Source organism: Undibacterium sp. WLX3042, from assembly GCF_049544825.1.
Classification (GTDB): domain Bacteria; phylum Pseudomonadota; class Gammaproteobacteria; order Burkholderiales; family Burkholderiaceae_D; genus Undibacterium.
Genome location: NZ_CP186698.1, coordinates 2,386,020 through 2,410,082, shown reverse-complemented (window position 1 = coordinate 2,410,082; position 24,063 = coordinate 2,386,020). Strand labels below are relative to the sequence as shown.

General features: G+C 49.8%; 16 protein-coding genes and 1 pseudogene. 8 read left to right on the top strand and 9 right to left on the bottom strand.

What is annotated here, in order from left to right; genetic code table 11:
• Positions 1-11 precede the first annotated feature (11 nt).
• Entirely contained in the window at positions 12-437 is a 426-nt protein-coding gene (locus ACPAOP_RS10935; RefSeq protein ID WP_423708001.1) for a hypothetical protein, read from the bottom strand.
• A gap of 332 nt (positions 438-769) precedes the next feature.
• Between ACPAOP_RS10935 and ACPAOP_RS10930 the strand changes: the two are divergent.
• Positions 770-1,132 (top strand): annotated as a pseudogene (locus tag ACPAOP_RS10930) (integrase core domain-containing protein); the annotation flags it as partial.
• A gap of 308 nt (positions 1,133-1,440) precedes the next feature.
• Here ACPAOP_RS10930 and ACPAOP_RS10925 read toward each other — a convergent pair.
• From ACPAOP_RS10925 to ACPAOP_RS10895, 7 genes are all read right to left on the bottom strand, one after another.
• Positions 1,441-1,659: an addiction module protein gene (locus ACPAOP_RS10925; protein ID WP_423708000.1), complete on the bottom strand. Its 219-nt coding sequence runs from the start codon at positions 1,657-1,659 to the stop codon at positions 1,441-1,443.
• A gap of 403 nt (positions 1,660-2,062) precedes the next feature.
• Positions 2,063-2,746 (bottom strand): DUF3226 domain-containing protein, encoded by a 684-nt coding sequence (locus tag ACPAOP_RS10920; protein ID WP_423707999.1) that lies wholly within the window; start codon positions 2,744-2,746, stop codon positions 2,063-2,065.
• Complete coding sequence (locus tag ACPAOP_RS10915; RefSeq protein ID WP_423707997.1) at positions 2,746-3,837, bottom strand: AAA family ATPase; 1,092 nt, start codon at positions 3,835-3,837, stop codon at positions 2,746-2,748. Before ACPAOP_RS10915 ends, ACPAOP_RS10920 begins: the two co-directional genes overlap by 1 nt.
• Positions 3,838-3,937: 100 nt before the next feature.
• A complete protein-coding gene (locus tag ACPAOP_RS10910; protein WP_423707995.1) occupies positions 3,938-5,683 on the bottom strand; it encodes a glutamine--tRNA ligase/YqeY domain fusion protein in 1,746 nt (581 codons plus the stop codon).
• Between the two features lie 472 nt (positions 5,684-6,155).
• Positions 6,156-7,481, bottom strand: a complete 1,326-nt coding sequence (locus ACPAOP_RS10905; protein ID WP_423682162.1) for a diguanylate cyclase — start codon at positions 7,479-7,481, stop codon at positions 6,156-6,158.
• Positions 7,478-8,461, bottom strand: coding sequence for an ABC transporter substrate-binding protein (locus ACPAOP_RS10900; RefSeq protein WP_423707994.1), 984 nt, complete (start codon positions 8,459-8,461; stop codon positions 7,478-7,480). The genes ACPAOP_RS10905 and ACPAOP_RS10900 overlap by 4 nt, the downstream gene beginning before the upstream one ends.
• Before the next feature lie 17 nt (positions 8,462-8,478).
• Complete coding sequence (locus ACPAOP_RS10895; RefSeq protein WP_423707992.1) at positions 8,479-10,524, bottom strand: TonB-dependent receptor plug domain-containing protein; 2,046 nt, start codon at positions 10,522-10,524, stop codon at positions 8,479-8,481.
• Positions 10,525-10,789: 265 nt separating this feature from the next.
• Between ACPAOP_RS10895 and dnaE the strand changes: the two genes are divergently transcribed.
• The 6 genes from dnaE (at position 10,790) to ACPAOP_RS10865 (ending at position 20,441) form a co-directional block, all read left to right on the top strand.
• Complete coding sequence (gene dnaE, locus ACPAOP_RS10890; protein WP_423707990.1) at positions 10,790-14,308, top strand: DNA polymerase III subunit alpha; 3,519 nt, start codon at positions 10,790-10,792, stop codon at positions 14,306-14,308.
• Positions 14,286-15,662 carry an O-antigen ligase family protein gene (locus ACPAOP_RS10885; RefSeq protein WP_423707989.1) on the top strand — a complete coding sequence of 459 codons (1,377 nt, stop codon included), beginning with the start codon at positions 14,286-14,288 and terminating at the stop codon, positions 15,660-15,662. The genes dnaE and ACPAOP_RS10885 overlap by 23 nt, the downstream gene beginning before the upstream one ends.
• Positions 15,663-15,830: 168 nt before the next feature.
• Positions 15,831-17,576: a lipid A export permease/ATP-binding protein MsbA gene (gene msbA, locus ACPAOP_RS10880; RefSeq protein WP_423707987.1), complete on the top strand. Its 1,746-nt coding sequence runs from the start codon at positions 15,831-15,833 to the stop codon at positions 17,574-17,576.
• 156 nt (positions 17,577-17,732) lie between these two features.
• Entirely contained in the window at positions 17,733-18,788 is a 1,056-nt protein-coding gene (gene waaF, locus ACPAOP_RS10875) for a lipopolysaccharide heptosyltransferase II (RefSeq protein ID WP_423682168.1), read from the top strand.
• Between the two features lie 13 nt (positions 18,789-18,801).
• Positions 18,802-19,374: a Crp/Fnr family transcriptional regulator gene (locus ACPAOP_RS10870; protein ID WP_423707986.1), complete on the top strand. Its 573-nt coding sequence runs from the start codon at positions 18,802-18,804 to the stop codon at positions 19,372-19,374.
• A gap of 107 nt (positions 19,375-19,481) precedes the next feature.
• On the top strand, positions 19,482-20,441 hold the full coding sequence (locus ACPAOP_RS10865; RefSeq protein ID WP_423682172.1) for a DUF808 domain-containing protein: 960 nt from the start codon (positions 19,482-19,484) through the stop codon (positions 20,439-20,441).
• A gap of 141 nt (positions 20,442-20,582) precedes the next feature.
• Here the strand turns inward: ACPAOP_RS10865 and ACPAOP_RS10860 are convergent, their stop codons facing one another.
• On the bottom strand, positions 20,583-22,463 hold the full coding sequence (locus ACPAOP_RS10860) for a PHA/PHB synthase family protein (protein WP_423707984.1): 1,881 nt from the start codon (positions 22,461-22,463) through the stop codon (positions 20,583-20,585).
• 186 nt (positions 22,464-22,649) lie between these two features.
• Here ACPAOP_RS10860 and ACPAOP_RS10855 point away from each other — a divergent pair, with 186 nt between their 5' ends.
• Positions 22,650-23,981, top strand: a complete 1,332-nt coding sequence (locus ACPAOP_RS10855; protein ID WP_423707982.1) for a TolC family protein — start codon at positions 22,650-22,652, stop codon at positions 23,979-23,981.
• Positions 23,982-24,063: the final 82 nt, after the last annotated feature.

The window sequence follows — 24,063 nt, the reverse complement described above, 5'->3', positions numbered from 1 at the left end:
GGCACCCAGCGTCAGCATTCCTGATGTATTTGATGGCTGTTACCGTACCGCAGATCTGAACTATTCAAGTCATCATAATATACAGGCCTTTTTGTCCGCAAAGATTCCCAAAGCCTGAAAAAGAACGGTAGAAGCATCTTATTTGACGATACTTCTTCTGAGGGGATTACGAATGTCAATTCAATCGATATTTCGTCGCAAACACTTGTCAAAGCGCCATTGGTCCGTCCATCAACACCGAGAATAGGTAACACGCTATGGCGAATGCCACCAGAAATTTGGGCAACACACTCGTATGGACTTTTTTCCCCGATCAGACGCATTGTTGCACGTGCCTTATCCAAGGCTTCAACGAACATTTGCTCGATATTTTCCGGCAGAGGGACAACGGCGTCCGATTTCTGATACCCGTGTTTTAATCGAAAGCTATGAGACATACATAGTTCGCCATTACTGCCGATGTAAGTAAAGTCTAAAAACCGTTCTTTGGGACTGTTGACGAATCGCGACGAAAACCTAGACAGGAACCGTTGGCAAGGCGTGGGCGGGTAATCATCCCGAAAATTAACAGACGCTAAAAGTAGAATTTTCTCGTATGATCAACGCAGGAGATTCTTGATGAAAACATCCAAATTCAGTGACAGCCAGATACTGGCTAACGAGCAATGTCCACATGATTCGCTCAACGGGATGACACCTGTTGAATACCGATTATTTCATCAACCTCAAAACTCTAGTAATACCTGGCACTGATTGGGGGAGGTTTACAAACGCATTTGTGGAGTCGCTGTTCCGCACGGCCAAGTACCGGCCCGAGTTCCCGTCAAAGGGCTTTGCTGATCTACAGGCGGCTCGCCAGTGGGCAAGCCAATTCGCGCATTGGTACAACATGGAGCACCGCCACTGTGGCATCCAGTACGTCACACCTGCACAGCGTCACAGCGGTCAGGACATCGACATCCTGGCTGCACGAGACCGCCTGTACCTGAGTGCCAAGCAGCAAAAGCCGCAACGCTGGGCGCGCAATACCCGCAACTGGGATCACGTCGCCGTGGTCACGCTCAATCCTGATCGAGATTGCCCAGAGCGCCAGACAAAAGCCAACCAGGGTCTATCCCTCAAGGCTGCATGATTCAGGCGACAACTACCTTGACATTCACCGCCAGGCTTTGGGGTCTCGGCGGAAATGAAAGCACGCTAATACCGAGACAGTGTTTTCTTCAATTAGATAATGCAACGCGTAAGGGAAACGCCGCAAAAATGCGCGGCGTACTTCTCTGTATTGGATTTGATATTGAAGGGGATTGCGGGAGAGTATTGCTTCGCATTGTTTGACAGCACGGAGGAATTCGCCACCCAAGCCAAAGGATTGTTCCTCAGACTATTGAAATGCTTCAATGATTTCTTGCTCTGCATCCGGTTCAAATATGACCGACAAACTCATATGGCGACGCCGAGTTTTTGTGCTATCTGATCGAGGCTGACGCCACTTGGTTTTGCAGATCCACGTTTGGCTAAACGCCGATCAAGCTCCGCTTTTTGCGCATCGGTTATCGGAAAATTTGATGTGCGGCTGGCAACGCTATCCCATAAATCCTCTACCAATTGTATGCGTTCAGCGATACCCAGTTGCTGGATTTCATCGAGTAATGTGCTCATTGCGTTCACCTGAATTTTGCTAGCGTGTCTGGATTGTAGAAGATTTTTCTGCGAATGACGAGGCAGGCTTGTTTATGAGAGTGTTGGAAACTTCGATCTACGCTTGCTGCCCTTCGGCACATTTGACGTTGAGCGAAGCGCGAGAAATAAAATCACAGCGCGCTTTCAACGCGATGACTCGTCAATATTCTTAAAATGAACCCCTAATAAAAATGCGGCTTGCAGGCCGAAAACACGCCACAAGCCGCATAAAAATTAAGTAGGGTGTGCCCATGCGCACCAATGATGGAAAAACGAACGGCGTAAAAAATGAGGAAGTCCGGTGAAACGGTGCGCATGGCGCACCCTACAGTGATAAGCTCGCTACGCTTGCTACTTTAGTCAGCACATGTTCCAACATGACTTACTGAGTTGAAGGAATAAAATCTTTTAAAAATTGTTTTAAAGGAGATAATGCTTGATGATCTAACTTGAAATGCCCTCTTTTGATACCAAGACCGGGGCCTTTGCAAATTTCACCAATAACGCCAGACAAGTACGTTTGTGTTTTTCTTTTGTTGATCTGATTTAATTGATCGGTCTGATTAAGACTTTGGATTTCTTGAATAAATTTCTCAGCAAGTACTTCAATTGGTTCATCTTTAACAGTTTCGAGACACAATTTTTCTAAGTCTCCATTTTCATTCTCTTTTGGAAGTAAATAAAATCCAAACCTATAATTTCCGTCTCGTATTGGGCTCGCGTTGTTGATCTGTATACTAGAAATTTTCTGAAAAATTTCTTGAACTTCCTTGGTCGCTGCAAGATGATCCTCGTCCGCATCTCTGATAATTGCAATTCCTTTTGTCGTGCCTTGAGTAAAATTTGATTGCTTGCAAAAGGAATTAATAAAACTTGGAAAATTACCTTTGCCTCCCACTATAACAATTCCAACAACATCTGTAGATGCACCAATATCAGAAAGGAGAGTGTCTACAAAGTGTGCGTCATCAGTTCCTTCAACAAAAATTACATATGGACATGTTTCCCTTTGTCGATTAAATTCTTGCCCTTCTTTGAAGAAAATAGCTTTTGTAGAATTTGACATTAGCGCACCTCAGAATTAAATTCAAAAGCATCACTTAATTCTTCACCGGTATATTGAATCGCTGCTGTTTCAGATCCTCTGTTCTCTAACCTAATATAATTTAGGTCTTGCATATTTCCTGTAGATGTAATTCCTCGTATTGCTGCAGCAATGCATTCGCTTGAATGAGTTACTGCAAAAATTTGGGCATTATTTTCATTGGCTAACTTTGTTATTTGTTTCCAAAATTCCTCTAAAAATTTATAGTGAATCGAGCTTTCAATTTCGTCGAATAGAAAAATGCCATCTTTCATCGTCATTAGCATCATTGAAACTGATAAAATCAACTGGAAGCCGCTTCCGAGAAGGAAAGTCTGCCTAATGTCCCCGTTTTTGAATTCAGCATAAAGTACCGGGTTTCCATTTTCTTGGAAAAGACTCAGTCCTTTCAATTCAGGATCTATTTGTTGAAGTACTTCAATTAATTTTCCAATTTTATTCAATTTTGCGAGCACGCTATATCGTTCAGCATCTTCTTTCGGATTACCAGATAATCCAGCCGAAACGATTACCGCATGCGGCGTAATCGCGCCATTATTTTTTTCTATATGAAGATTTAGTTGTTCGGCAGATTGCTGCCAATAAAAAATCTTATCGGTTTTTGTTCCACTAAAATCAGTTATCGACATTTCACATTTGACGCCAGTATCTGAGCTTTGTGTACTAATAGTTGAACTAATTCGGTTCGATATTCCATTGAATGCTGACACATGAAGTTCTTTTACGGGCTCCATTCTTAGTACAAGTTTTAGTTTTCTACTATTAGCTAGATCAGCACATATATTGACTTCGCTTGTTATGTCTTGGTCGCTAAATAGGTAATTTAGACCATCAGGAAATGCGACGTTTGATTGTTTAATCTGAAATGGACGCAGTAATGCAAAAGGATTATTTCTTCCAAGTGTTAGAAAAATCCCATCCAAAATGGTTGATTTTCCCGCGCCATTTTTGCCTCCGATGATATTTATCCTTTTTAGATCTTTTAAATTAAGTTTTCTTAATCCTCGATAGTTCCTAAATTCAAGAGACTTGAAGAAGAATCCGGTAGCCATATTTGCCTTTTGCATCGTGAATTTTATTGTCAGAATATTCGCGTTGAGTTAAATAAATAATAAATTAAAATGCTTATAAGTTTATTTTGATCGGATCAATTCACTTCCCCCAACCATCCTTCAAAGTAGTCACCCGATTAAACACAGGTTTCCCGACCACAGAATCCACACGATCTGCGACAAAATAGCCGTGGCGTTCAAATTGCAAACGTGTATCAGGTGTCACGTCTTTCATGCCTGGTTCTACGTAGGCTTTGACGATTTCTAATGCGTTTGGATTGAGCAGGGCCATGAAGTCTTTGCCGCCTGCATCCGGGTTTGCATCTGTGAACAGGCGGTCGTACAGGCGTACTTCGGCTTCTAAGGCATCGGCGGCGTTGACCCAGTGGATGTTGCCTTTGACTTTGTAATTCGCGCTGCCTTCAGTGCCGGATTTGCTGTCGGCGAAGTAGTTGCAATGTACGGCAATCACATTACCGTTGTCATCTTTATCGCAACCGGTGCATTCAACGACGTAGCCGTAACGCAGGCGCACTTTGTTGCCGGGGAACAGGCGGAAGTAGCCTTTGACGGGTTCTTCCATGAAGTCTTCTTGTTCTATCCACAGTTCTTTGCCGATGGTGAATTCGCGGTTGCCGCGTTCCGGGTGGTGCGGGTGAACGGGGGCGCTGCAGGCAATATTTTCGCTTTCAGGGAAGTTGTCGATGATCAGTTTCAACGGGCGCAGCACGGCGGTGGCGCGTGCTGCTTTCGGGTCGAGGTCTTCACGCAGGCAGCCTTCGAGTGTGCTGTAATCGATCCAGCCATCAGAGCGGGTCACGCCTATGCGTTCGCAGAAAAGCTGGATGGATTCTGGTGTGTAGCCACGGCGACGGATGCCGACGATGGTGGGCATGCGCGGGTCGTCCCAACCGCTGACGATGTTTTGTTCTACCAGTTGACGCAGTTTGCGTTTGCTGGTGACGACGTAGGTTAAGTTCAGGCGCGCGAATTCGTATTGGCGTGGCACGGGTTGTTTGAAGAAGCCGCCTTCGGCTGCGCGGGCGATGATCCAGTCGTAGAACGGGCGGTGATCCTGAAATTCCAAAGTACAAATCGAGTGCGTGATGTTTTCGATTGCGTCTTCGAGCGGATGCGCGTAGTCGTACATCGGGTAGATGCACCATTTGTCGCCGGTATTGTGATGATGGGCGTGACGAATGCGGTAGATGGCCGGATCGCGCATATTCATGTTGGGTGATGCCATGTCGATCTTGGCGCGCAGGATGTGAGCGCCATCAGCAAATTCACCGGCTTTCATGCGGCGGAATAAATCCAACGATTCGCTGGCTGTGCGGTCGCGGAAAGGCGAGTTCACGCCGGGGCGTGAGAAATCACCACGATTCGCCGCCATGTCTTCAGGGCTTTGGCTGTCAACGTAGGCATGACCGGCATTAATCAGGTATTCGGCAATCGCGTAAAAAGTGTCGAAATAATTGCTGGCGTAATACAGGTGATTGCCACCGCCGTTTTGTGCCGAGGCTTGCCAGTCGAACCCCAGCCATTTAACGCTGTCCATGATGGTGTCGACGTATTCCTGATCTTCTTTTTCTGGATTGGTGTCGTCGAAGCGCAGATGGCAGACGCCGTTGTAATCGCGGGCTAAACCGAAATTGAGGCAGATCGATTTGGCATGGCCGATGTGCAGGTAGCCGTTGGGTTCTGGCGGGAAGCGGGTGATGACGGTTGGCATGCCATCACGCTTGTAAGTACCTGCGGCGTTGTCGTTATCGATAATGGCGCGTAAAAAATTGGAAACGGGTGCGGCGGTTTCTGCTGCTGCCTTATTTTTGTTGTCGTTGCTCATAAATTAAACCGATAAAAATAAAATGTTGGATACGAGACCGGCGCGCTGGTTCGTTGACAGGCAGGCAGATGGCAGGCGGCGTCTGGTGAATTGCTTTACGCAGGTGATGCGCAAGGGGCGCCCAACCTCATCTGTGCTCATGAGCGAACATGCGATTCAGTGCTTCCATAATGGGATGACAAGCATTTTACCGTAGCGCAGCACAGAAAGCGCATTTGTTTGAGGGCGGTTTGTGGTGTGGGTGTTGGCGTTTGGCCTGTCAGTTGCCGGGCGCAGAATCCAGTGGTAACGGCAGGGCAGGGATTGACGATAAAACAGCATGCGCAGGTCAGCTTGTTCTATGCGGGATGACGTGGACATAGTACCGGCATTACCCTGATTTAATTTGCTGATTCAGATATCGATGCCGGCGCGGGGCTGAGATCGCTCAGACATTACCGTTGAAAACTGTCTTTGTGCCTCTTTCACACTCTCAGTCTTCTTTGTATTCGACGCGGTTTCTGCCATTGTGTTTGGCGATATACAGGGCGTTATCTGCGCGCCGTATCATTTCTGAGATATTGTCAGGATGGCGGTAAGCGGCAACGCCAAAGCTGGCGGTGCGTTTGCCTATAGTTTCAAATTCGTAGGCTTCGATCGCAGCACGCAGTTCTTCAGCAACAGCAATCGCGTCTTCTGCGGTAGTTTCGCGGAAGATAACGATAAATTCTTCGCCGCCCCAGCGTCCGACCGCATCGCTGCTGCGCACGTTTTTCTGCAGGATTTTGCCGATGCTGATCAGTACCTGATCGCCGACCTGATGTCCGTAGGTGTCGTTGACGGATTTAAACTTATCGACATCAATAATGGTCAGTGCAAAATCGCTGCCATAGCGCTGACTGCGCAGATGTTCTTCCTCAAGTATTGTTTCGAGTTTGAAGCGATTGTATAAGCCCGTCAGGCGGTCAGTATTGGAAAGATATTCGAGATCCTGATTTTTCAGTTCGAGCTGGCGGGTACGTTCACCGACCATTTTTTCCAGATTGGCGTTGATTTCCAGCATTTCATCGTGGCTGCGCTGAATTTCAGACGCCATATTATTGAATCCGTCTTCAAGTTCCTGAATTTCACCACCGGAATTAGCGACGATGCGGGTACTGAAATCGCCTTGCGCCATGCGGTGTACACCATCAATCAGGCGCGACAGCGGGCGTGTCAGATCATTACTCATCCGCAGCGCCAGTACGGATGCAAAAGCAGTACCGATGATGCCGATCAGCAGGCTGACAATCGCAAACAGGTTTTTACTGCGCTGACTGGAGGCGGTACTGAGCTCCAGATACACATACCCCAGCAACTTGGCATTTTCTGATTTTTCTTTCGTCGTGCTGTCAAATAAATCAAACGCGTCGCCTTCGGTATTGCCCTGGTAAATCGGTGCACCGAAAATCAGACTGCCTTTGCCTTTGGAGATACGGCCTTCCATCGCTGCTCGCTGGTGTTCTGCAGTGAGTGCGTCGGGTTTGCCGCTGATAGCGAGAATATGCCTTTCGGTGTCGGTAATAATCACCGCCTGCGAGTCATCTTCTTTCATGATCGCCTGCGCCATTGATTGCAGCACCTCACGATTACCCGAAAACACGCCGTATTCGCAGGCGGGAGCGAGGTGGCGGGTAATCAGCGCACCGCGTGCCTTCAGCGCGCCATCGATTTCAGTAACACCAACGACCACGATCAGTATCGTTAGCAGAATCATGATGGCCCAGACAGGCACCAGGGCGATAAAGAGGATACGTTTTGAGAGCTGCCAGTTTTTCATTGTGCCAGCTCCGACAATTGCCTGAGATGGCGTTGAATTTCACTCTCAGAATCGATACTGAGGCCCAGCGAGCGTGCTACTTGTGGATTCGTATTGACGGAAAAATAGCGCGGGTATTGCGGCGCGGGCAGGCTGCTGGCAGAGGATAAATTGCTGATGATTTCTGCCACCTGCTGGCCGATCTGGGCTGGAGAGCTATAGACCGCCGCGAGTGCGCCTGCCTTGACGTAGGATGCGGAGAAACCGAATAAAGGCACTTGCTGACGATAACTGGTCAATAAAATGCTGGAGATATTATTGCGGTTGTAGATCTGCGTATCAGGTACCGCGAGTATCACGTTGCTGCTGCTCAGGAGCCGGCGCAGGGCATTCAGTAAGTCGGCATCATCGTTGACGGTTTCAATATTCAAGGTCACATCGGCTTCTTTTGCGGCGCTCTGCAGGCTAGCAATATGTTCGCTGGATTCTTTGCCCAGCAGTATGCCGACTTTCGGCTTTGTCGGCATTGTCGAGCGTATCAGCCGCAATTGGCGCGTCCACGACTGATCCATATACACGGCTGAGAAACGCCGGTGATCCTGGCTGCGGTTGTATTGCTTTGCCGTCTTGATGAAAGTCGCACGCGGTACCAATACGTTCAATACTGCATTGCTGGCGGGTTTTTGTGCCATCGCCACCATCGCCGGCGTGCCGACGGCGATCACCAGCTGGTTGTTATTGGTACGGGTGAAGTCGTCATTTGCGACATTTTTCAGCGAAACTAATTTGACGGAGGTTTTATTCGCTGGCTGCAGAAGACTGTTGAAATGACTGGCAAATTCTTCGTAGGCTCCGCCTTCATCACTGAGGACGACGGTGATGCTCTCGAGTGTGTATGCCGATGCACTCATGCCGGAAAATAGCATGAGCGCTGCTCCGAACAGGCCGACCAGCCATGTACGTCGCCAATCGGCGCTGACCAGAAGGTGCCAGAATCTCATGATGTAATAAGCATGATTCAAAAATCGACCTTCAGTTTCAGTCTGGTTAAGCGTCCTGGAAATTCATTATCGTGGCGATATTCAAAATAATGCGCATTGGCAATGTTTTGTATGATCAGTGCGAGTTCGGCCTGATTGCCGCCCATTTTAAACTGGTAGGCAAGGCGTCCGTCGAAGCGGCGATTGCCGTCGACATAATAGCCGCGATTCATAACAGGATTGTAATCAGTCGCATTGAATTTGGTTTTTGCTACCTGATAGGCGACCAGACTGCCTTGCCATTGCTCATTGAATTTATGACTGAGCAACAGGCTATGGTTGTATTTAGGTAAAGAGTCGCTGTAAATCACACCATTCACATCATCACTTTTGACTGTGCCGCCGGATAAACCATACACAATGCGGGTTGATTCGCCTATCGGCGCTTTGACTTGTAATTCATAGCCACGCATTAATGCACGACCTGCATTTAGATTACCGCTGGCGGCTGATTTTTCTTTACGGACATCTATCAACTCGCTGTAATCATCATAAAAAATACGGAAATCGACATCCGCTCTGGCGATTTTCCCCATATAACCAATTTCTGTAGATTTGACGCGTTCCGTTTGCAGCGGTGGCAGATTAGGGTACATATCGGCACCGCGCCAGTAACCTTCGTACACCTTTTCATACACAGATGGTGAGCGGGTTGCACGTGAATGACTGATTCTGAATGTGTGTTCAGGAGTGGCATGCCAGTTCAGCGCAATCCGCGGAGTGACATCGCTGCCGGTATAGGTATTGCGTTCTGCCATTGCGCCTGCGTTCAAGACCAGATCGGGAGAAAAGCGCCACTCCAGATTGCCGAACAATCTTTGCAGATGGTAGGGAAAATCGCCGTAAAGATACTGATTGTCGCCGACACCGAGGTAATACGGCGCATATGTGTTGTCGTAACGGATACTGCCACCCCAGACCAGGCGGGCATTCTTGAAGGGCGAGAAGGTATGTTGCGCCTCCAGATCGAAACGGCTGAATCTCGCATCACCATCGCTGATGCCATCAGAGTCCTGCAACTTTGCGTTGACTCTTTCCTGGGTGTGAAACGCTTTCACAGATAACTCACCACCAGATTCCAGAGCACGACGCCAGTAAAGCATTTCAAAATGATTTTCAGCTTGCCGGGTAAGAGCTGAGACGTTTTTATATTCGCCGACTTCACGCGGGCCACCATTGTAGCCAAACTGAAACTCCAGCGTGTCGCTGGCGTTGAGCTGATAATCGGTACGCAGATTGAAAATCTGGATTGTCTTGTTATCGTATTTATTCAGCGTCCAGTATTTATCCTGCGAGGTCGGATGCTGGATGAAGGTATTTTCTCCGTCGTCCTTACGCATACTTGCAGTCAGGCGATAGCTGAGGTCACCACTTTTTGCACTGTAACGGAACACTCCCTCAGAGCGGCTGTCGCCATAAGAGAGTGAGACCGATGCGCCGCGCGACTCTGCTGCGTGCTGTGTGATGATGTTGATGACACCAAGATAAGAATTAGCGCCATAACTGGCTGAATCCGGGCCGCGTATAACTTCTATGCGTTCAATATCTGCGAGAACAATGGGGACATCGCTCCAGTTGACCCCGCCGAACAGCCCGGAGTACACCGAGCGGCCATCAATCAGTACCTGCATGCGGTCGGAAGTGGTGGTTGTCACCATACCATGATAGGCAACCGTACTGTCTGCGGAGAAATAAGGATCGGCATGATAAGCGACATACATGCCGGGAACCAGACGGAAGATTTCAGACAGATCCCAGGCGCCGGAATCCTTGATCATTTGCTTATCAATGACGGTGACCGCCGCTGGCGCTTCATTAATAGGCTGAGATAAGCGCGAGGCAGATAAAACCACGGGAATATCATCAAGAAAAATCGATTCGCCCCGTTCAGCCGATTCTCCGACAACTGCCGCGTGTGAACTCAGATAAGGAAGAGATAACAAAGCAGCAAACAAATGTCTGTATGTGCAGCGTGATCTGTGATGCAAAAATACAGCATCCGACTTGCTAAAAACGGTAGGCAAAATAAGCTCCAGAAGACATCAGTACTTGATTTGAGCTTATCACAGCACTTACACGCAGATGTCGTGCCGATGCAACTTTGCTGCTTATCTGCCGTGGTTTTTTCATAAAACGGAACAGAGAATTTTTTTAAAAGCAAAACTTTTTGTTTCTTCGGCAAAAGTATGGCTGAACAGAGGTGTTTTCATTATCAGTACATGTCGTCTTATCCATATTTGTCGTGCGTAAATTTGATGTGCCGCAGTAGGCTCGCGGTAGAATAGCGGGATGACTACAGAATTAACACTTTCTCCAGAAGCGAACGCTCAAGCAACATCCGCTGCGCCGTCCGATCCAAAATTTATTCATTTGCGCATCCACTCTGAATATTCGATTGTGGATGGTCTGGTACGTATTGATGACGTGATTAAGGCCGCAGCCAAAGACATGCAGCCAGCAATGGCGATTACCGATCTGGCAAACTTATTTGCCATGGTTAAATTTTATAAGGCGGCCCGGGGCAAAGGGATTAAACCGATTGCCGGCTGTGATGCCTGGATTACCAATGAGACAGACCGTGACAAGCCGACACGTCTGATGTTGCTGGTCAAAAATCGCAAAGGTTATTTGCAACTGTGCGAACTGTTAGCACAGGCGTGGCTGACGAATCAGCATAAAGGACGGGCAGAGATCCGCTTTGAGTGGCTGCAGAAATTACATGAGCAAGACGAGGGCGGCGGGCTGATTGCTTTGTCCGGCGCGCATTTTGGCGATGTCGGTGTGGCCATTGATAATGGCAATCTGGCATTGGCAGAAGAGCATGCGCGCCGTTGGGAAAGTATTTTTCCTGACCATTTCTACATAGAAATTCAACGCGCAGGTCAGCCCAACATGGAAAATCATGTGCGGCATGCGGTGGCGCTGGCAAAAAAATTACGTCTGCCGGTGGTGGCGACGCATCCCGTGCAGTTCCTGAGTAAAGACGACTACATGGCGCACGAAGCGCGTGTCTGTATCGCAGAAGGCGACATGCTGGCAAATGGTAAGCGTGTGCGCCGTTTCAATGATCAGCAATGTTTCAAGACGCAGGCGGAAATGCAGGCATTGTTTGCGGACATGCCTGCCGTTTTACAAAATTCGGTAGAAATTGCCAAGCGCTGCAATCTGACGTTGGAACTCGGTAAGCCAAAGTTGCCTGATTTTCCTACCCCGGATGGTATGGATATCAACGACTTTCTGATCCATGAAGCGAAGCGCGGGCTGGAATTCCGGCTACAGCATTTATTTCCGGATGAGGCAAAACGTGAGAGAGAGCGGCCACGCTATGAAGCGCGTCTCAAATTTGAAACCGATACCATCATCAAGATGGGTTTCCCCGGTTACTTCCTGATTGTTGCCGACTTTATTCAATGGGCAAAAAACAATGGTGTGCCTGTTGGGCCGGGTCGTGGTTCCGGTGCCGGTTCGCTGGTGGCGTATTCGCTGCTGATTACCGACCTTGATCCTTTGCAATATAACTTGCTGTTCGAGCGTTTCTTAAATCCTGAGCGGGTATCGATGCCCGACTTTGATATTGACTTCTGTCAGGAAGGTCGTGACCGCGTGATTCAGTATGTGAAAGACCGCTATGGTAAAGAGGCGGTATCACAGATTGCGACCTTCGGAACGATGGCGGCGAAAGGTGCGATCCGCGACGTCGGGCGCGTACTGGATTTTGGCTATATGTTTTGCGATGGCGTATCGAAACTGATTCCGTTCAAACCGGGTAAGCAGGTCACGATTGCGGAGGCAATCATCGAAGAACCTTTGCTGGCAGAGCGCCAGGAAAATGAAGAGGAAGTCAAAACCCTGCTTGATCTGGCACAACAGGTCGAAGGCATCACGCGTAATATCGGTATGCATGCCGGTGGTGTGCTGATCGCGCCGGGCAAGCTGACCGATTTCTGTCCGCTGTACACGCAGGGCGGCGATTCGGGAGTGGTGTCGCAATACGACAAAGATGACGTCGAAGCTGTCGGTCTGGTGAAGTTCGACTTTTTGGGTTTGACGACATTAACGATACTTGATCGTGCTGTACGTTATATCAAGATGCTCGACCCGGCGATGGCGGAGTTTGACCTTGCCAAACTGCCGCTTGATGATCGCGCCTCCTACGAGTTGCTGACCAAAGCCAAAACAGTCGCTGTCTTCCAGCTTGAAAGTCGCGGCATGCAGGGCATGTTGAAAGATGCGCGTCCCGATCGTTTTGAAGACATTATCGCGCTGGTGGCGTTGTATCGTCCGGGGCCTATGGATCTGATTCCCGATTTCTGTAAGCGTAAGCACGGTGAAAAGTTTGATTATCCTGATCCGCGTACGGAGGGCATTTTGTCCGAAACCTACGGCATTATGGTGTATCAGGAACAGGTGATGCAGATGGCGCAGGTGGTCGGTGGCTACTCACTGGGCGGGGCGGATTTACTGCGCCGTGCGATGGGTAAGAAAAAGGCCGAGGAAATGGCCGAACATCGCAAAATCTTCCGCGAGGGTGCCGGTAAGAATGGCCTGAGCGAAGAAAAAGCCGACGAAATTTTCGATCTGATGGAGAAGTTTGCAGGTTACGGCTTTAACAAATCCCATGCTGCTGCGTACGCGCTGCTGTCGTATTACACCGCCTACCTGAAAGCCCATCATCCCGCCGCGTTTATGGCAGCCAATATGTCGCTGGCCATGGATGATACGGACAAAGTCAAGATTCTGGTTGAGGACGCGATCGATATCTGCAAGCTGAAAATGCTGCCGCCGGATATCAATTTGTCAGACTACCGGTTCGTGCCGGTCAGTGAACCCGGTAAAAAAGCGACGCAGATACGTTACGGTATGGGCGCTGTCAAAGGCTCCGGCCAGAACGCGATAGAAAACATCATGGCAGTGCGCGAAGCCGGCGGCCCGTTCAAAGATTTGTTTGATTTCTGTAAGCGGGTCGATAAGCGGCAGGTTAATCGCCGCACGATAGAATCGCTGATTCGCGCCGGTGCGATGGATTGCCTGGGCAAAGACCGTGCAGTGTTATTAGCGACGGTATCACTGGCGATAGAGGCAGCGGATCAGGCTGAGGCTGCGGCAAATCAGGTCAGCCTGTTCGGTGACGATGATGATCTGATCCCGCCACCGGAATATATTGAGGTTCCGGCCTGGACGGACAAGAAACGGTTGACCGAAGAAAAACTGGCGCTGGGTTTTTATTTATCTGGTCATTTGTTTGATTCGTATGCGCCGGAAGTGCGTCAGTTCATCAAGACGACGTTAGCGAAAGTAGAGCCTTCGCGTGACTTGCGCCTGATTTGCGGCATCATTACCGGCGTACGCACGCAGATGACGCAGCGTGGCAAGCTGCTGATCGTGACGCTGGATGACAGTACGGCTGTGGTCGAAGTCACCGTTTATAGCGAGATCATGGAAGAGTTCAAATCCTTGTTTAAGGAAGATGAATTTCTGGCGGTATTGGGCAAAGTCTCGGAAGACCGTTTCTCCGGTGGTCTGCGGATTTCTGCAGAAAAAGTCATGGACATCGGTCGCGCACGGGTGCAGTTTTCTCAAGGCTTACGTCTGACCTTGCAAGCCAGTACCGATACCAAAAAACTGCAGGAATTGTTGAAGCCGCATCTGAATCCAGATGGTTGTCCGGTGTTGATCAGTTATCAGAACGCTGAGGCGAGTGCCGAATTGTATTTATCCGATCAGTGGCGCGTGAATCCTGACGATCATTTACGTCTGAGTCTGGGCGAATGGTTGTCTCCGAAAAATGTCACGATCGAATACGCCTGATTTCATGCCGACTCATATCCTCGCTATTACTGATACGCCTGCAGCACATCGGAGTACCTCGCCGGAAAAAAATTGGCGTCAGAAACTACCTGAGCAGATACTGATGTGTCTGCCGCTGACTTTGTTTTTCCCGGTCGGTGTGATGTATGCAGGTATCCTCTTTTTTTATCTCGCTGCGATCGCGTCAGGCGATGGCGTCAGGAAACTGGATAATATCCGGCAAAACCCCATGTTGATGCCGGTGCTGCTGCTGACGGTGGTCAGTATCGTTATCGCACTGACACAGCAGCGACCTGCGGAGATGGAAAAAGAGTTCTGGCCCGCGCTGATGCATTACCAGACCTATCTTTTGCTGCTGCCGTTTCTGGCGCTTGATGCGGGAGAGTGGCAGCGCAAAGCAGTATCGGTTTTTTTTGCCGGTGCCGTGATGGCTTCGACCTTATTCGTTGCGAATTTCTTTCATGTCTTGCCGGATAACACGCTGTTCCACAGCTATGTTTTGTATCAGGGGAATAAAGCCATTTTGCTCGGCGTCTTGTTAGCGATCGCGGCGGGCTGGATGCTGCATGAACTGCGTTTGCGCCAGAATCATTATTTGTTGCGCATTCTGGCCTTGTTGTATGTGGTGGCGGCATTGGTATTGCTGTCAAAGACGCGTACCGCGAGCCTGATGTTTTTCCTGATGGCCGGGATGATTTTATTACGCAATCTGCGATGGAATTTACGCAGCCTGTTGTTACCGTTGGTATTGTTGATCACCATCGCAGCTTGCTTGAAATATGTCGCAGACTTACCTCGTCCGGCGAATTGCGTTGTGAGTCAGGTGCAACTGCAGCCGTGGGATATTGCGAAATTACGCGCCGTTTGCACAATACAACAAGTGAACGATTTTGCTCATGGAAAAAAAGCGGCGGATGATGACGGCATGCGTGCTGAGATTTACAGAATTACGGCTGGCATGATTGCGGAAAAACCGTGGAGTGGGCATGGCATTGCATCCTGGATGCCGAATTACCGGCAGCGTTCACAAGGTTTGAGCAGCAACGGCATGACGACACCGCATAATGACTACTTGCTGTATGCAACAGAGTTAGGTATGGCGGGCGTTGCGGCCTTGTTGTGGATCTGGTTCAGTCAGTTCAGAATCGCCAGAAGAATGGCGCTCAGTAAGGATAAGTCAATCAAAGACAAAGCCATGCTGCTGAGCATGTTAACCTTGGCGATGATCACAGGGGCGATGTTCAATGCGATATTGCGCGATGCGGTGTTCGGTCTGGCCTTCATGATTTTGCTGGCGATTCCACTCGCCGGTTTGCGTCAGAATATGCTCAGAGACAAAGCAAATCAGGCCTGAAGCAATTGGTGCCGGTTGTGTTGTAACGATAGGCTCGAATGCACAAGGTGTGCAGGAGCAGTTTTTATGGGGAATATTTCAGAATGAAACGCAATCCCCCATATCTGCTGCGCCTGTCAGGTCAAAAATGCCTGAAAACCCGCATAAAATAGAAAACATTATAAAAATATGAGTTTGATTAATAAAGAAACGATCACAGTATTTCAGCGGCTATGGATATCGGTACAGGCATATCGCTCGCGGATTTTGCTGGCATTGCTGACGATGCTGGGCACGGCAGCGACCGAGGTCATGTTTCCGAAAGTGCTGGGTTATCTGCTTGATCACGGCTTTAAAGGTGAACAATCGCATCTGGCTTTATGGAAAATTCCGGTTGCGATTATCGGTATTTTTCTGGTGCGAGGATTGTGTACCTTTACAACCAGCTATCTGATGAGCTGGATTTCCACCAAATTACTGAACGAATTACGCGCCAAAATTTTTGATCGCATACTGAACGTGCCGGTCAGTTTTTATCAGGCAGAATCCAGTAGCCGCATCATCAACACCATCATGTTTGAAGCGCAACAGATTGTGGAAATGCTGAAGGTATCGATGACAACCCTGTTCCGCGATTCGCTGACGGTACTGGTATTGCTGCTGGCCTTATTGTGGCGCAACTGGCAACTGACGATCGTCGCGTTGGTGCTGATACCGGTGATGGCGGTGCTGGTGCGCGGCGTCAGCAAGCGCTTGCGTAAGCTGAATCAGAATCAGCTGAATGTGAATAATGAACTGACGCAAGTGATAGAAGAGGCGTCGCGCGCGAATCAGGTAATCCGCATTTTTGGCGGTCAGCAATATGAGCAGCAACGTTTTGAAGAGAAAAATGAAAAACTCCGTGGCTATGCGATGCGAACCACGGTGGCGGTGGCATCCACCACGCCGCTGACGCAGCTGGCAGCCGCTTTTGCAGTTGCTGTGGTGATTATGATCGCGGTGTCGCAGGCAGCAGCAAATCAGACCACGGCCGGTAATTTTGCGGAATTCTTTACCCTGATGCTGTTGTTGCTGACGCCACTCAAACGTCTGGCGGATTTGAATGGTCCCATGCAGCGCGGGCTTGCCGCATCTGAATCGGTGTTTGGTCTGATTGATACTCCACCGGAAACAGACAGTGGTGAAAACCTGACGGCGCGCGCGCAAGGAAAACTGGAATTCGTGGCGACCAGTTTTGCTTATCCCGGACAAGAACAGCGCGCCTTGAACGATATCAACCTCAGCATACAACCGGGCGAAACCATTGCGCTGGTTGGCATGTCGGGCGGTGGCAAGACTTCGCTCGTGAATCTGGTGCCGCGTTTTTATACGCCTGTGAGTGGCGACATTTTGCTGGATGGACGTTCACTGAGCGCAATCTCGCTCACCAGCCTGCGCCAGCAAATAGCGATGGTGAGTCAGAATGTGGTGCTGTTCGATGATACTGTCGCTGCCAATATTGCGTATGGTGACCCGCAGCCTGATCCGGCGCGCATTGCTGCTGCGGTGCAGGCGGCGCATCTGAGTGATGTCGTGCGTGATTTGCCGGATGGCTTGAATACCACTATCGGTGATAACGGCAATCGCTTATCCGGCGGTCAGCGTCAGCGTCTCGCAATTGCCCGGGCAATCTATAAAGATGCGCCTATCCTGATTCTTGATGAAGCGACTTCTGCACTCGACAGTGAATCAGAGCGTGCTGTACAGGAAGCTCTGGATGAACTGATGCAAGGGCGGACGACGCTGGTGATCGCGCACCGTTTGTCGACGATAGAACGTGCCAGCCGGATTGTGGTTCTGGTGGACGGACAGATTGCTGAAACAGGTACGCATACAGAACTGTTGACCAGAGACGGCGTGTATGCAAACCTGTATCGTTTGCAATTTGCTGATTAAATCAGACAAGGCTTGATATAAAACGCATACCGGCTTGATGAGCTTGCATGCAGCTGGCATCAGTTTTGCGTCATTGTGATGACATATTAGGTACTATGCCGTAAAACATTTTTTGAATCCGGACGATGGGCTCTTTTTCATGGAACAAGTAGCACGATGATGCAATCAGTTTCACCACCAACGCCGCGATTACTGGTGATCGCTCCGAACTGGATAGGTGATGCAGTAATGGCGCAGCCATTGTTGCAACTACTCCGGCAACAATACCCCTTGCATGCAATCGATGTGCTGGCACCGACATGGGTGGCGCCCGTACTGCGCGCCATGCCTGAGGTTGCCACGATCTTGGAAACGCCGTTTAAACATGGCGCATTGCAGTTACGTGAGCGATGGCGCTTTGCCCGCTTATTGCGCAGTCGTGGCTATGATGCTGCCTACGTGTTACCAAATACCCTGAAATTTGCGCTGCTGCCCTGGATGGCAGGAATAAAAAAGCGTGTCGGCTATAAAGGCGAAAGTCGTTACGGTCTGATCAATGTGATGCACTTTGACGACAAAGCGCATCCGCGTCCCATGGTAAGGTTTTATGCGGCGCTGGCTTTTGCGCCTTCGCTGCAGTTGCCGCTGAATCTGCCCAGACCGACGCTGACAGTCAGTACCGCGCAACGCGCGGCGGCATTACAGAAGGCCGGTTTATCCGGGGAATATCCTGTGATCTGTTTTGCTCCCGGCGCAGAATTCGGTCCTGCGAAAAGATGGCCAGCCAGCCATTTTTCTGCATTGGCCAACATGGTGCTGTCCAGCTGCCCGCAGGCACAGGTAGTACTCCTGGGATCGCCGAAAGATGCGCCGGTCTGCGATGAAATACAGGCGGCTTGTCCGCAGGTTCATCATCTGGCAGGAAAAACCTGCCTCGATGATGCAGTGGCCCTGATGTCAACCGCGATCGCGATGGTGGGAAATGATTCGGGACTTTTACATATCGCCTCGGCACTGAATCGCCCGGCATTGGCTATTTACGGGCCGACAGATCCTGATCATGCGCCACCGTTTTCAGATATTGCACACTCTTTTTCCCTGCGTCTCAAATGCGCGCCGTGCAAACAGCGTGAATGTCCACTGGCGCATCACGATTGCATGCAAAAATTAAGCCCTGATATGGTCTGGCCGCCTTTGCAGGCGATTATGAAGGCGGCATTTGAGCGTGGTTAAGGAATAGGGCGAGATGCAGCAAATCAAGGATTTACTCGAACGTGCCGCTGGCAGTACTTTGCCGGACTGGGAGGTATTACGTTCATCGTATCAGTTACGTCAGTTCAGTAAAGGCGAAAACATTTTTGGTGCTGGCGAATGGCAACCTTATGTCTATGTCGTCCGTTCCGGCATCGTGAAACTGACTTATCTGAGTGAAGGCGGGCAGGAGTGGATTAAATCATTTATCGGTGAGGCAGATTTTTTTGCCTGCCCGAATGTACTGCTCGCTGGTTTGCGTACGGATTACTTTGCGACGGCGGTTGAGCGTTGCGAGATCGAGCAAGTCGATTATTCCGAAATCAATAAGCTGATCGCACTGCATCCGGACTGGCAACGGGCGGTGCGTCAGTTACTGGAATGGCACATTGTGCGTAAAGAACAGCGCGAGCGTGAACTGCTGACGATGAATCCTGAAGAGCGTTATCAGTCTTTTTTAAAAAGCTATCCTGCGATTGCTTCGCGCATACAGCTGCGAGATGTTGCCCATTATCTGGGCGTGACGCCGGAGGCACTGAGCCGTATCCGTAAGCGCATACAAACCTGACGTCATTACTGAGGATACTCGGACTGCCAGTGAAAGATTTTTCATGGCAATTGATTGATTCCCATACTTCTGTGGTGATTTGAATTCATTTTTAGAGGACAGGCAATATGGCCGGAGGAAGTTTACTCGCACTGTTTGATGATATCGCCACAGTGCTGGACGATGTCGCGGCAATGACTAAAATTGCTGCGAAAAAGACGACCGGCGTTCTGGGCGATGATCTAGCCCTGAATGCAGAGCAGGTGGCGGGCGTGCGCGCGAATCGTGAACTGCCCGTCGTATGGGCGGTTGCACTGGGTTCTATGAAAAACAAAGTGATACTGGTGCCGCTGGCTTTGTTACTGAATGCACTCGCACCGTGGGCGGTAACGCCTTTGTTAATGCTGGGCGGCGCCTATTTATGTTTTGAGGGATTTGAGAAGCTGGCGCATAAGTATCTGCACAGCTCAGAAGAAGTCAGCAATCAGCAGGAACAGTTACTGGCGGCGGTAGCCCATGATGAAGCAAGTATCATGGCGTTTGAAAAAGAAAAAATCAAAGGCGCAGTCCGTACGGATTTTGTCCTGAGTGCCGAAATCATCATCATTACGCTGGGGACAGTGGCATCTGCTCCGTTTGCATCGCAATTGACAGTACTGGCGATGATCGCTGTGATCATGACTATCGGTGTTTATGGTCTGGTTGCTGCGATCGTGAAACTGGATGATGTGGGTTTGTATCTGAAACGCAGAAATGTGACCGGTATTGTCAAAGGTTTGTTCAGCGTGACGGGTAATGGCTTGCTTGCATTTGCACCTCGGCTGATGAAATCTTTGACGGTGATCGGCACTGTCGCTATGTTCATGGTGGGTGGCGGCATCCTCACACATGGTATTCATGTGGTGCACGATCTGATACAGAATGTCGCACAAGCCAGCGCAGATCTGCCACTGATAGGCGGCGTGACAGTGGCTATTGCGCCATCTTTGCTGGATATGCTGTTTGGCGTCGTTGCCGGTGGACTGGTTTTAACGCTTGTGAACTTCGCTGAGAAGATCAGAAATAAGTTCAGACGGCATGCCGCCTGAGCACGTGAGCAGGCTGACTGTTAATGCTTGAAATAAGGTGTGGATAGAAAAAGAGAGACAGATTTTACCTGTCTCTCTTTTTATTCAGGTTTTACGGATTGATCCGGACTGATCTGACATCTGACGATCACGCCATCCTGTTCAGGTTTCAAAAATATATTGCCCCGGAGCGTCACCGAGATCAGGATTATGGCGTGGCTGCAAGGCTTTGATTTGTGTTGCTGATGAATGTCTGACCAGCCATTGCTGCCAGTACGTCCACCACGACCCCTGTTCTGTCTGCGCTTCCTTCAGCCAGACATTCGGGTCTTCATAACTGGTACCGTGCCCCTTGCTTGGTAAAAATTGATAACTGCGATGAGCATGACCCGGCTCTGAAACAATGCCTGCATTATGTCCGCCGGACGCCAGGACAAAGTCTATGCTGGTATCGGTCAGGACATGAATTTTGTAGACCGAACGCCACGGTGACACATGGTCTTTTACCGTTCCTACGACAAACATCGGTATTTGTATGTCTCGTAGTGCCACCGCATGTTGATGGACTTCGTAATGGCCTTTTGCGAGGTCATTATGCAGGAATAGATGTTTTAAATATTCGCTGTGCATACGGTAGGGCATACGGGTTGTATCAGCATTCCATGACATCAGATCATTCGGCTTATTGCGCAGCCCGAGCTGATAGTCGCGCATGATTTTTGACCATATCAGATCGCGGGAATTCAGTAACTGGAAAGAACCAGCCATTTGTTTACCATCGAGATAGCCTTGCTTCCACATCAGGGCGTCCAGCATGGCTAACTGGCTTTCATCGATAAATAATCCGAGTTCACCGGGTTCGCTGAAATCGGTCTGCGCAGCGAGCAAAGTGATGCTGCTGACCATGGTGGCGAGCGGCTTTTCACCGTGCATTTTTTGTCCTGCCAGTGCCGCAGCACCAATCGCCAGCAAGGTACCGCCGAGGCAGTAGCCGACTGCGTGCAGTGGTTTTTTGGAAATAGCGTGAACTTCTCTCAATGCAGTAAATAAGCCACTGTCGAGATAATCATCCATACCGAGATCGCGGTCTTCACGCCCCGGGTTACGCCATGAAATCATGAACACGGTATGTCCCTGCTCAACCAGAAAGCGCACCATAGAATTATGCGGTGACAGATCCAGAATGTAATATTTCATAATCCAGGAAGGGACAATGAAAACGGGTTCTGCATAAACCTTAGGTGTTTGCGGAGAATACTGTATCAGTTCAATCAGGTGATTGCGGAAAACCACTTTACCCGGCGTGACGGCAACGTCCCGCCCGGGTTTAAACGGAGCCTGCTCCTCATCATTATCTTTGTACTCACCGGGCGGCAGATTGATGCCGACATCTTCAAGCCAGTGCATGAAACCTGACAGGATATTTTTTCCACCGCTTTGCTGGCTTGCCTCTATGACTTCAGGATTCGCCCAGGGAATATTGGATGGTGATGCCATATCCAGAAACTGTCTAGCCATGAAATTGACGATATCTTCATGATGTGCAGTGACGCCGCGTATGCCGGTAGTCGCGGTGTTCCAGAAATCCTGCGTCTGCAGAAAGGCTTTTGACATCGCATTGAAAGGCCACTGGGTCCAGCCAGCATGAGAGAACCGGGTGTCGGACGTACTCGCCGGTGTAGCATACGTCGGAGTCTCCGTTGTTCCAGTCGTTGCCGCTGCAGTTGTTGCAGTTGCTGCGTTATGATTGAGCACAGTGGTGCGTATGAATGCGGGCCATTCGGCAGCTTGCTTTTGCAGCAGACCGACTAATTCCATCTGTTTGCCCGGTGTCGCTGCCAGATGCATGGCCCAGTCAGCCCACGCCAGATTGACGCTCGCTGGAGAGATTCCACCGGTCAGTTTCGCAATGTGATTTTGCAGTGCCATGTCCATGGGATTAACCGGCGCTTCTTCTCCGGTCAGATAACAAATCTGATCGTGATGCTCTTTCTTTGCTGGCGGGGATGTTATCTTATCCTGGGAGGGTTTATTTGTACTCATCTGACTTTCCTTTAGCGGTAGTTCTGATTGTCACAAACTTCAAACAAGGGGAATTGATGCAAATCAATTTGATTGTGCACTATTATCAATACACTGCGATGACTATTGTCTGGTGCTAATATGAAACATTCTCTTTTCCATCTTCAATTTTTGCCATTATGCACTTGTCCGGCAAACCAGGGCAGAGTGAAAAAGAGCCTTTATCCGTTAAAAAAACAGTGGCTGACCGTCGGTTTAGTCTGCCTGCAATGGCTGGCGCTGAGCAGTCCGACCTGTGCGGCGGAATCGCTGGAGCAGGCATGGGATATTGCTCTCAAGCGTGATCATGTGCTGGCTTCTGCACAATACAAAGAACAGGCAGCACAACATCAGCTCAGCTCTGCGCAGGCGAATTACCTGCCTAAGCTTGCAGTCGAGGCGGGGTATTTAAGAACAGAATTTGAGCCTGCCGCCAAAATTAATATTCCTGCTTTGCCAATGCTGAAAGGCGCCAGTCTGCCGTTTGCACAAGATTCCGCCTATTTTGGCGGTGTAACGGTGTCCGCACCGCTTTACACCAGCGGGAAAATTTCATCCGGTGTGGCTGCTGCGCAGGCGCAGGCCGAGGCCAGCGCAGCCCGGACCAAGCTGACCCGCAGTGAATTAAAACTGGCAATCGCGCAGTCGTATATCGCCGTGCTGCGGGCCGAACACGCGAACGAGGTTGCGAAAAGCCATATCAGCGCGGTGAGCAAACATGTCAGCGATGTGCAGGAATTGTTCCAGCAAGGCTACGTGGCGAAACATGATTTACTGGCTTCTCAGGTTGCCCTTGCAAATGCGCAGCAACTCGGCTTACAGGCAGCGAATGCACTGGAACTGTCGCGTGCCGCGTATAACCGCTGGATGGGGCGTCCATACGATCAGACGGTGGAGTTGGTCGACATTGGTTTGGCAGGTCAGGCACCGGTTGAAAGTGATCTGAATACCTTATTACAGACCGCCAATACCCAGCGTAAAGAATTGCAGGAACTGACGATGCAAAGTACGGCATTGCAAAATCAGGCTGCCAGTGTGCGTGCCGGGCATTTGCCGCAAATCGGTGTCAGCGCCGGCTATAGCAAACTTGAAAATCGTTATCTGGCCGAAGATAAAGCCTGGTGGGTTGGCGTCGTCATGAAATGGGAATTGTTTGACGGCGGGCTGATCAGGAATCAGGCGTCACAACTTGCGGTCAATGCGCAGGCCGTGCGCGAAGCAGAACTCGATGTCCGGGAAAAGATCGCCTTGCAGGTGCGCCAGTCCTGGTTGTCTCAGCAAGAGGCGAACGCCCGCATGCAACTGGTGTCAAAAGCGGTTGAGCAGGCCGATGAAACCTTATTGTTGGCGCGGGAACGTTATCGCTCCGGCCTTGCGCCGAACAGCGATGTGCTGGATGCGGAAACGCGTCGTTTGCAGGCGTACTCAAACCGGGACAATGCCTTGTACGACAGAGCCTTTGCGCGTCTGCAATTGCAACATGCAGCCGGACAGCTTTGATATGAATACGCTTCAGTCGTCGTTCATTCAGGTCCTGATTGCGAGCAGTCGCCGCGCACTACAAGCGCACTCAGGCTCGTCT

Bases quoted from the DNA above. Each gene is read 5' to 3' on its own strand.
- ACPAOP_RS10935 (WP_423708001.1), bottom strand. From the start codon at position 437: ATGTCTCATAGCTTTCGATTAAAACACGGGTATCAGAAATCGGACGCC.
- ACPAOP_RS10925 (WP_423708000.1), bottom strand. From the start codon at position 1,659: ATGAGCACATTACTCGATGAAATCCAGCAACTGGGTATCGCTGAACGC.
- ACPAOP_RS10920 (WP_423707999.1), bottom strand. From the start codon at position 2,746: ATGTCAAATTCTACAAAAGCTATTTTCTTCAAAGAAGGGCAAGAATTT.
- ACPAOP_RS10915 (WP_423707997.1), bottom strand. From the start codon at position 3,837: ATGGCTACCGGATTCTTCTTCAAGTCTCTTGAATTTAGGAACTATCGA.
- ACPAOP_RS10910 (WP_423707995.1), bottom strand. From the start codon at position 5,683: ATGAGCAACGACAACAAAAATAAGGCAGCAGCAGAAACCGCCGCACCC.
- ACPAOP_RS10905 (WP_423682162.1), bottom strand. From the start codon at position 7,481: ATGAAAAACTGGCAGCTCTCAAAACGTATCCTCTTTATCGCCCTGGTG.
- ACPAOP_RS10900 (WP_423707994.1), bottom strand. From the start codon at position 8,461: ATGAGATTCTGGCACCTTCTGGTCAGCGCCGATTGGCGACGTACATGG.
- dnaE (WP_423707990.1), top strand. From the start codon at position 10,790: ATGACTACAGAATTAACACTTTCTCCAGAAGCGAACGCTCAAGCAACA.
- ACPAOP_RS10885 (WP_423707989.1), top strand. From the start codon at position 14,286: ATGTCACGATCGAATACGCCTGATTTCATGCCGACTCATATCCTCGCT.
- msbA (WP_423707987.1), top strand. From the start codon at position 15,831: ATGAGTTTGATTAATAAAGAAACGATCACAGTATTTCAGCGGCTATGG.
- waaF (WP_423682168.1), top strand. From the start codon at position 17,733: ATGATGCAATCAGTTTCACCACCAACGCCGCGATTACTGGTGATCGCT.
- ACPAOP_RS10870 (WP_423707986.1), top strand. From the start codon at position 18,802: ATGCAGCAAATCAAGGATTTACTCGAACGTGCCGCTGGCAGTACTTTG.
- ACPAOP_RS10865 (WP_423682172.1), top strand. From the start codon at position 19,482: ATGGCCGGAGGAAGTTTACTCGCACTGTTTGATGATATCGCCACAGTG.
- ACPAOP_RS10860 (WP_423707984.1), bottom strand. From the start codon at position 22,463: ATGAGTACAAATAAACCCTCCCAGGATAAGATAACATCCCCGCCAGCA.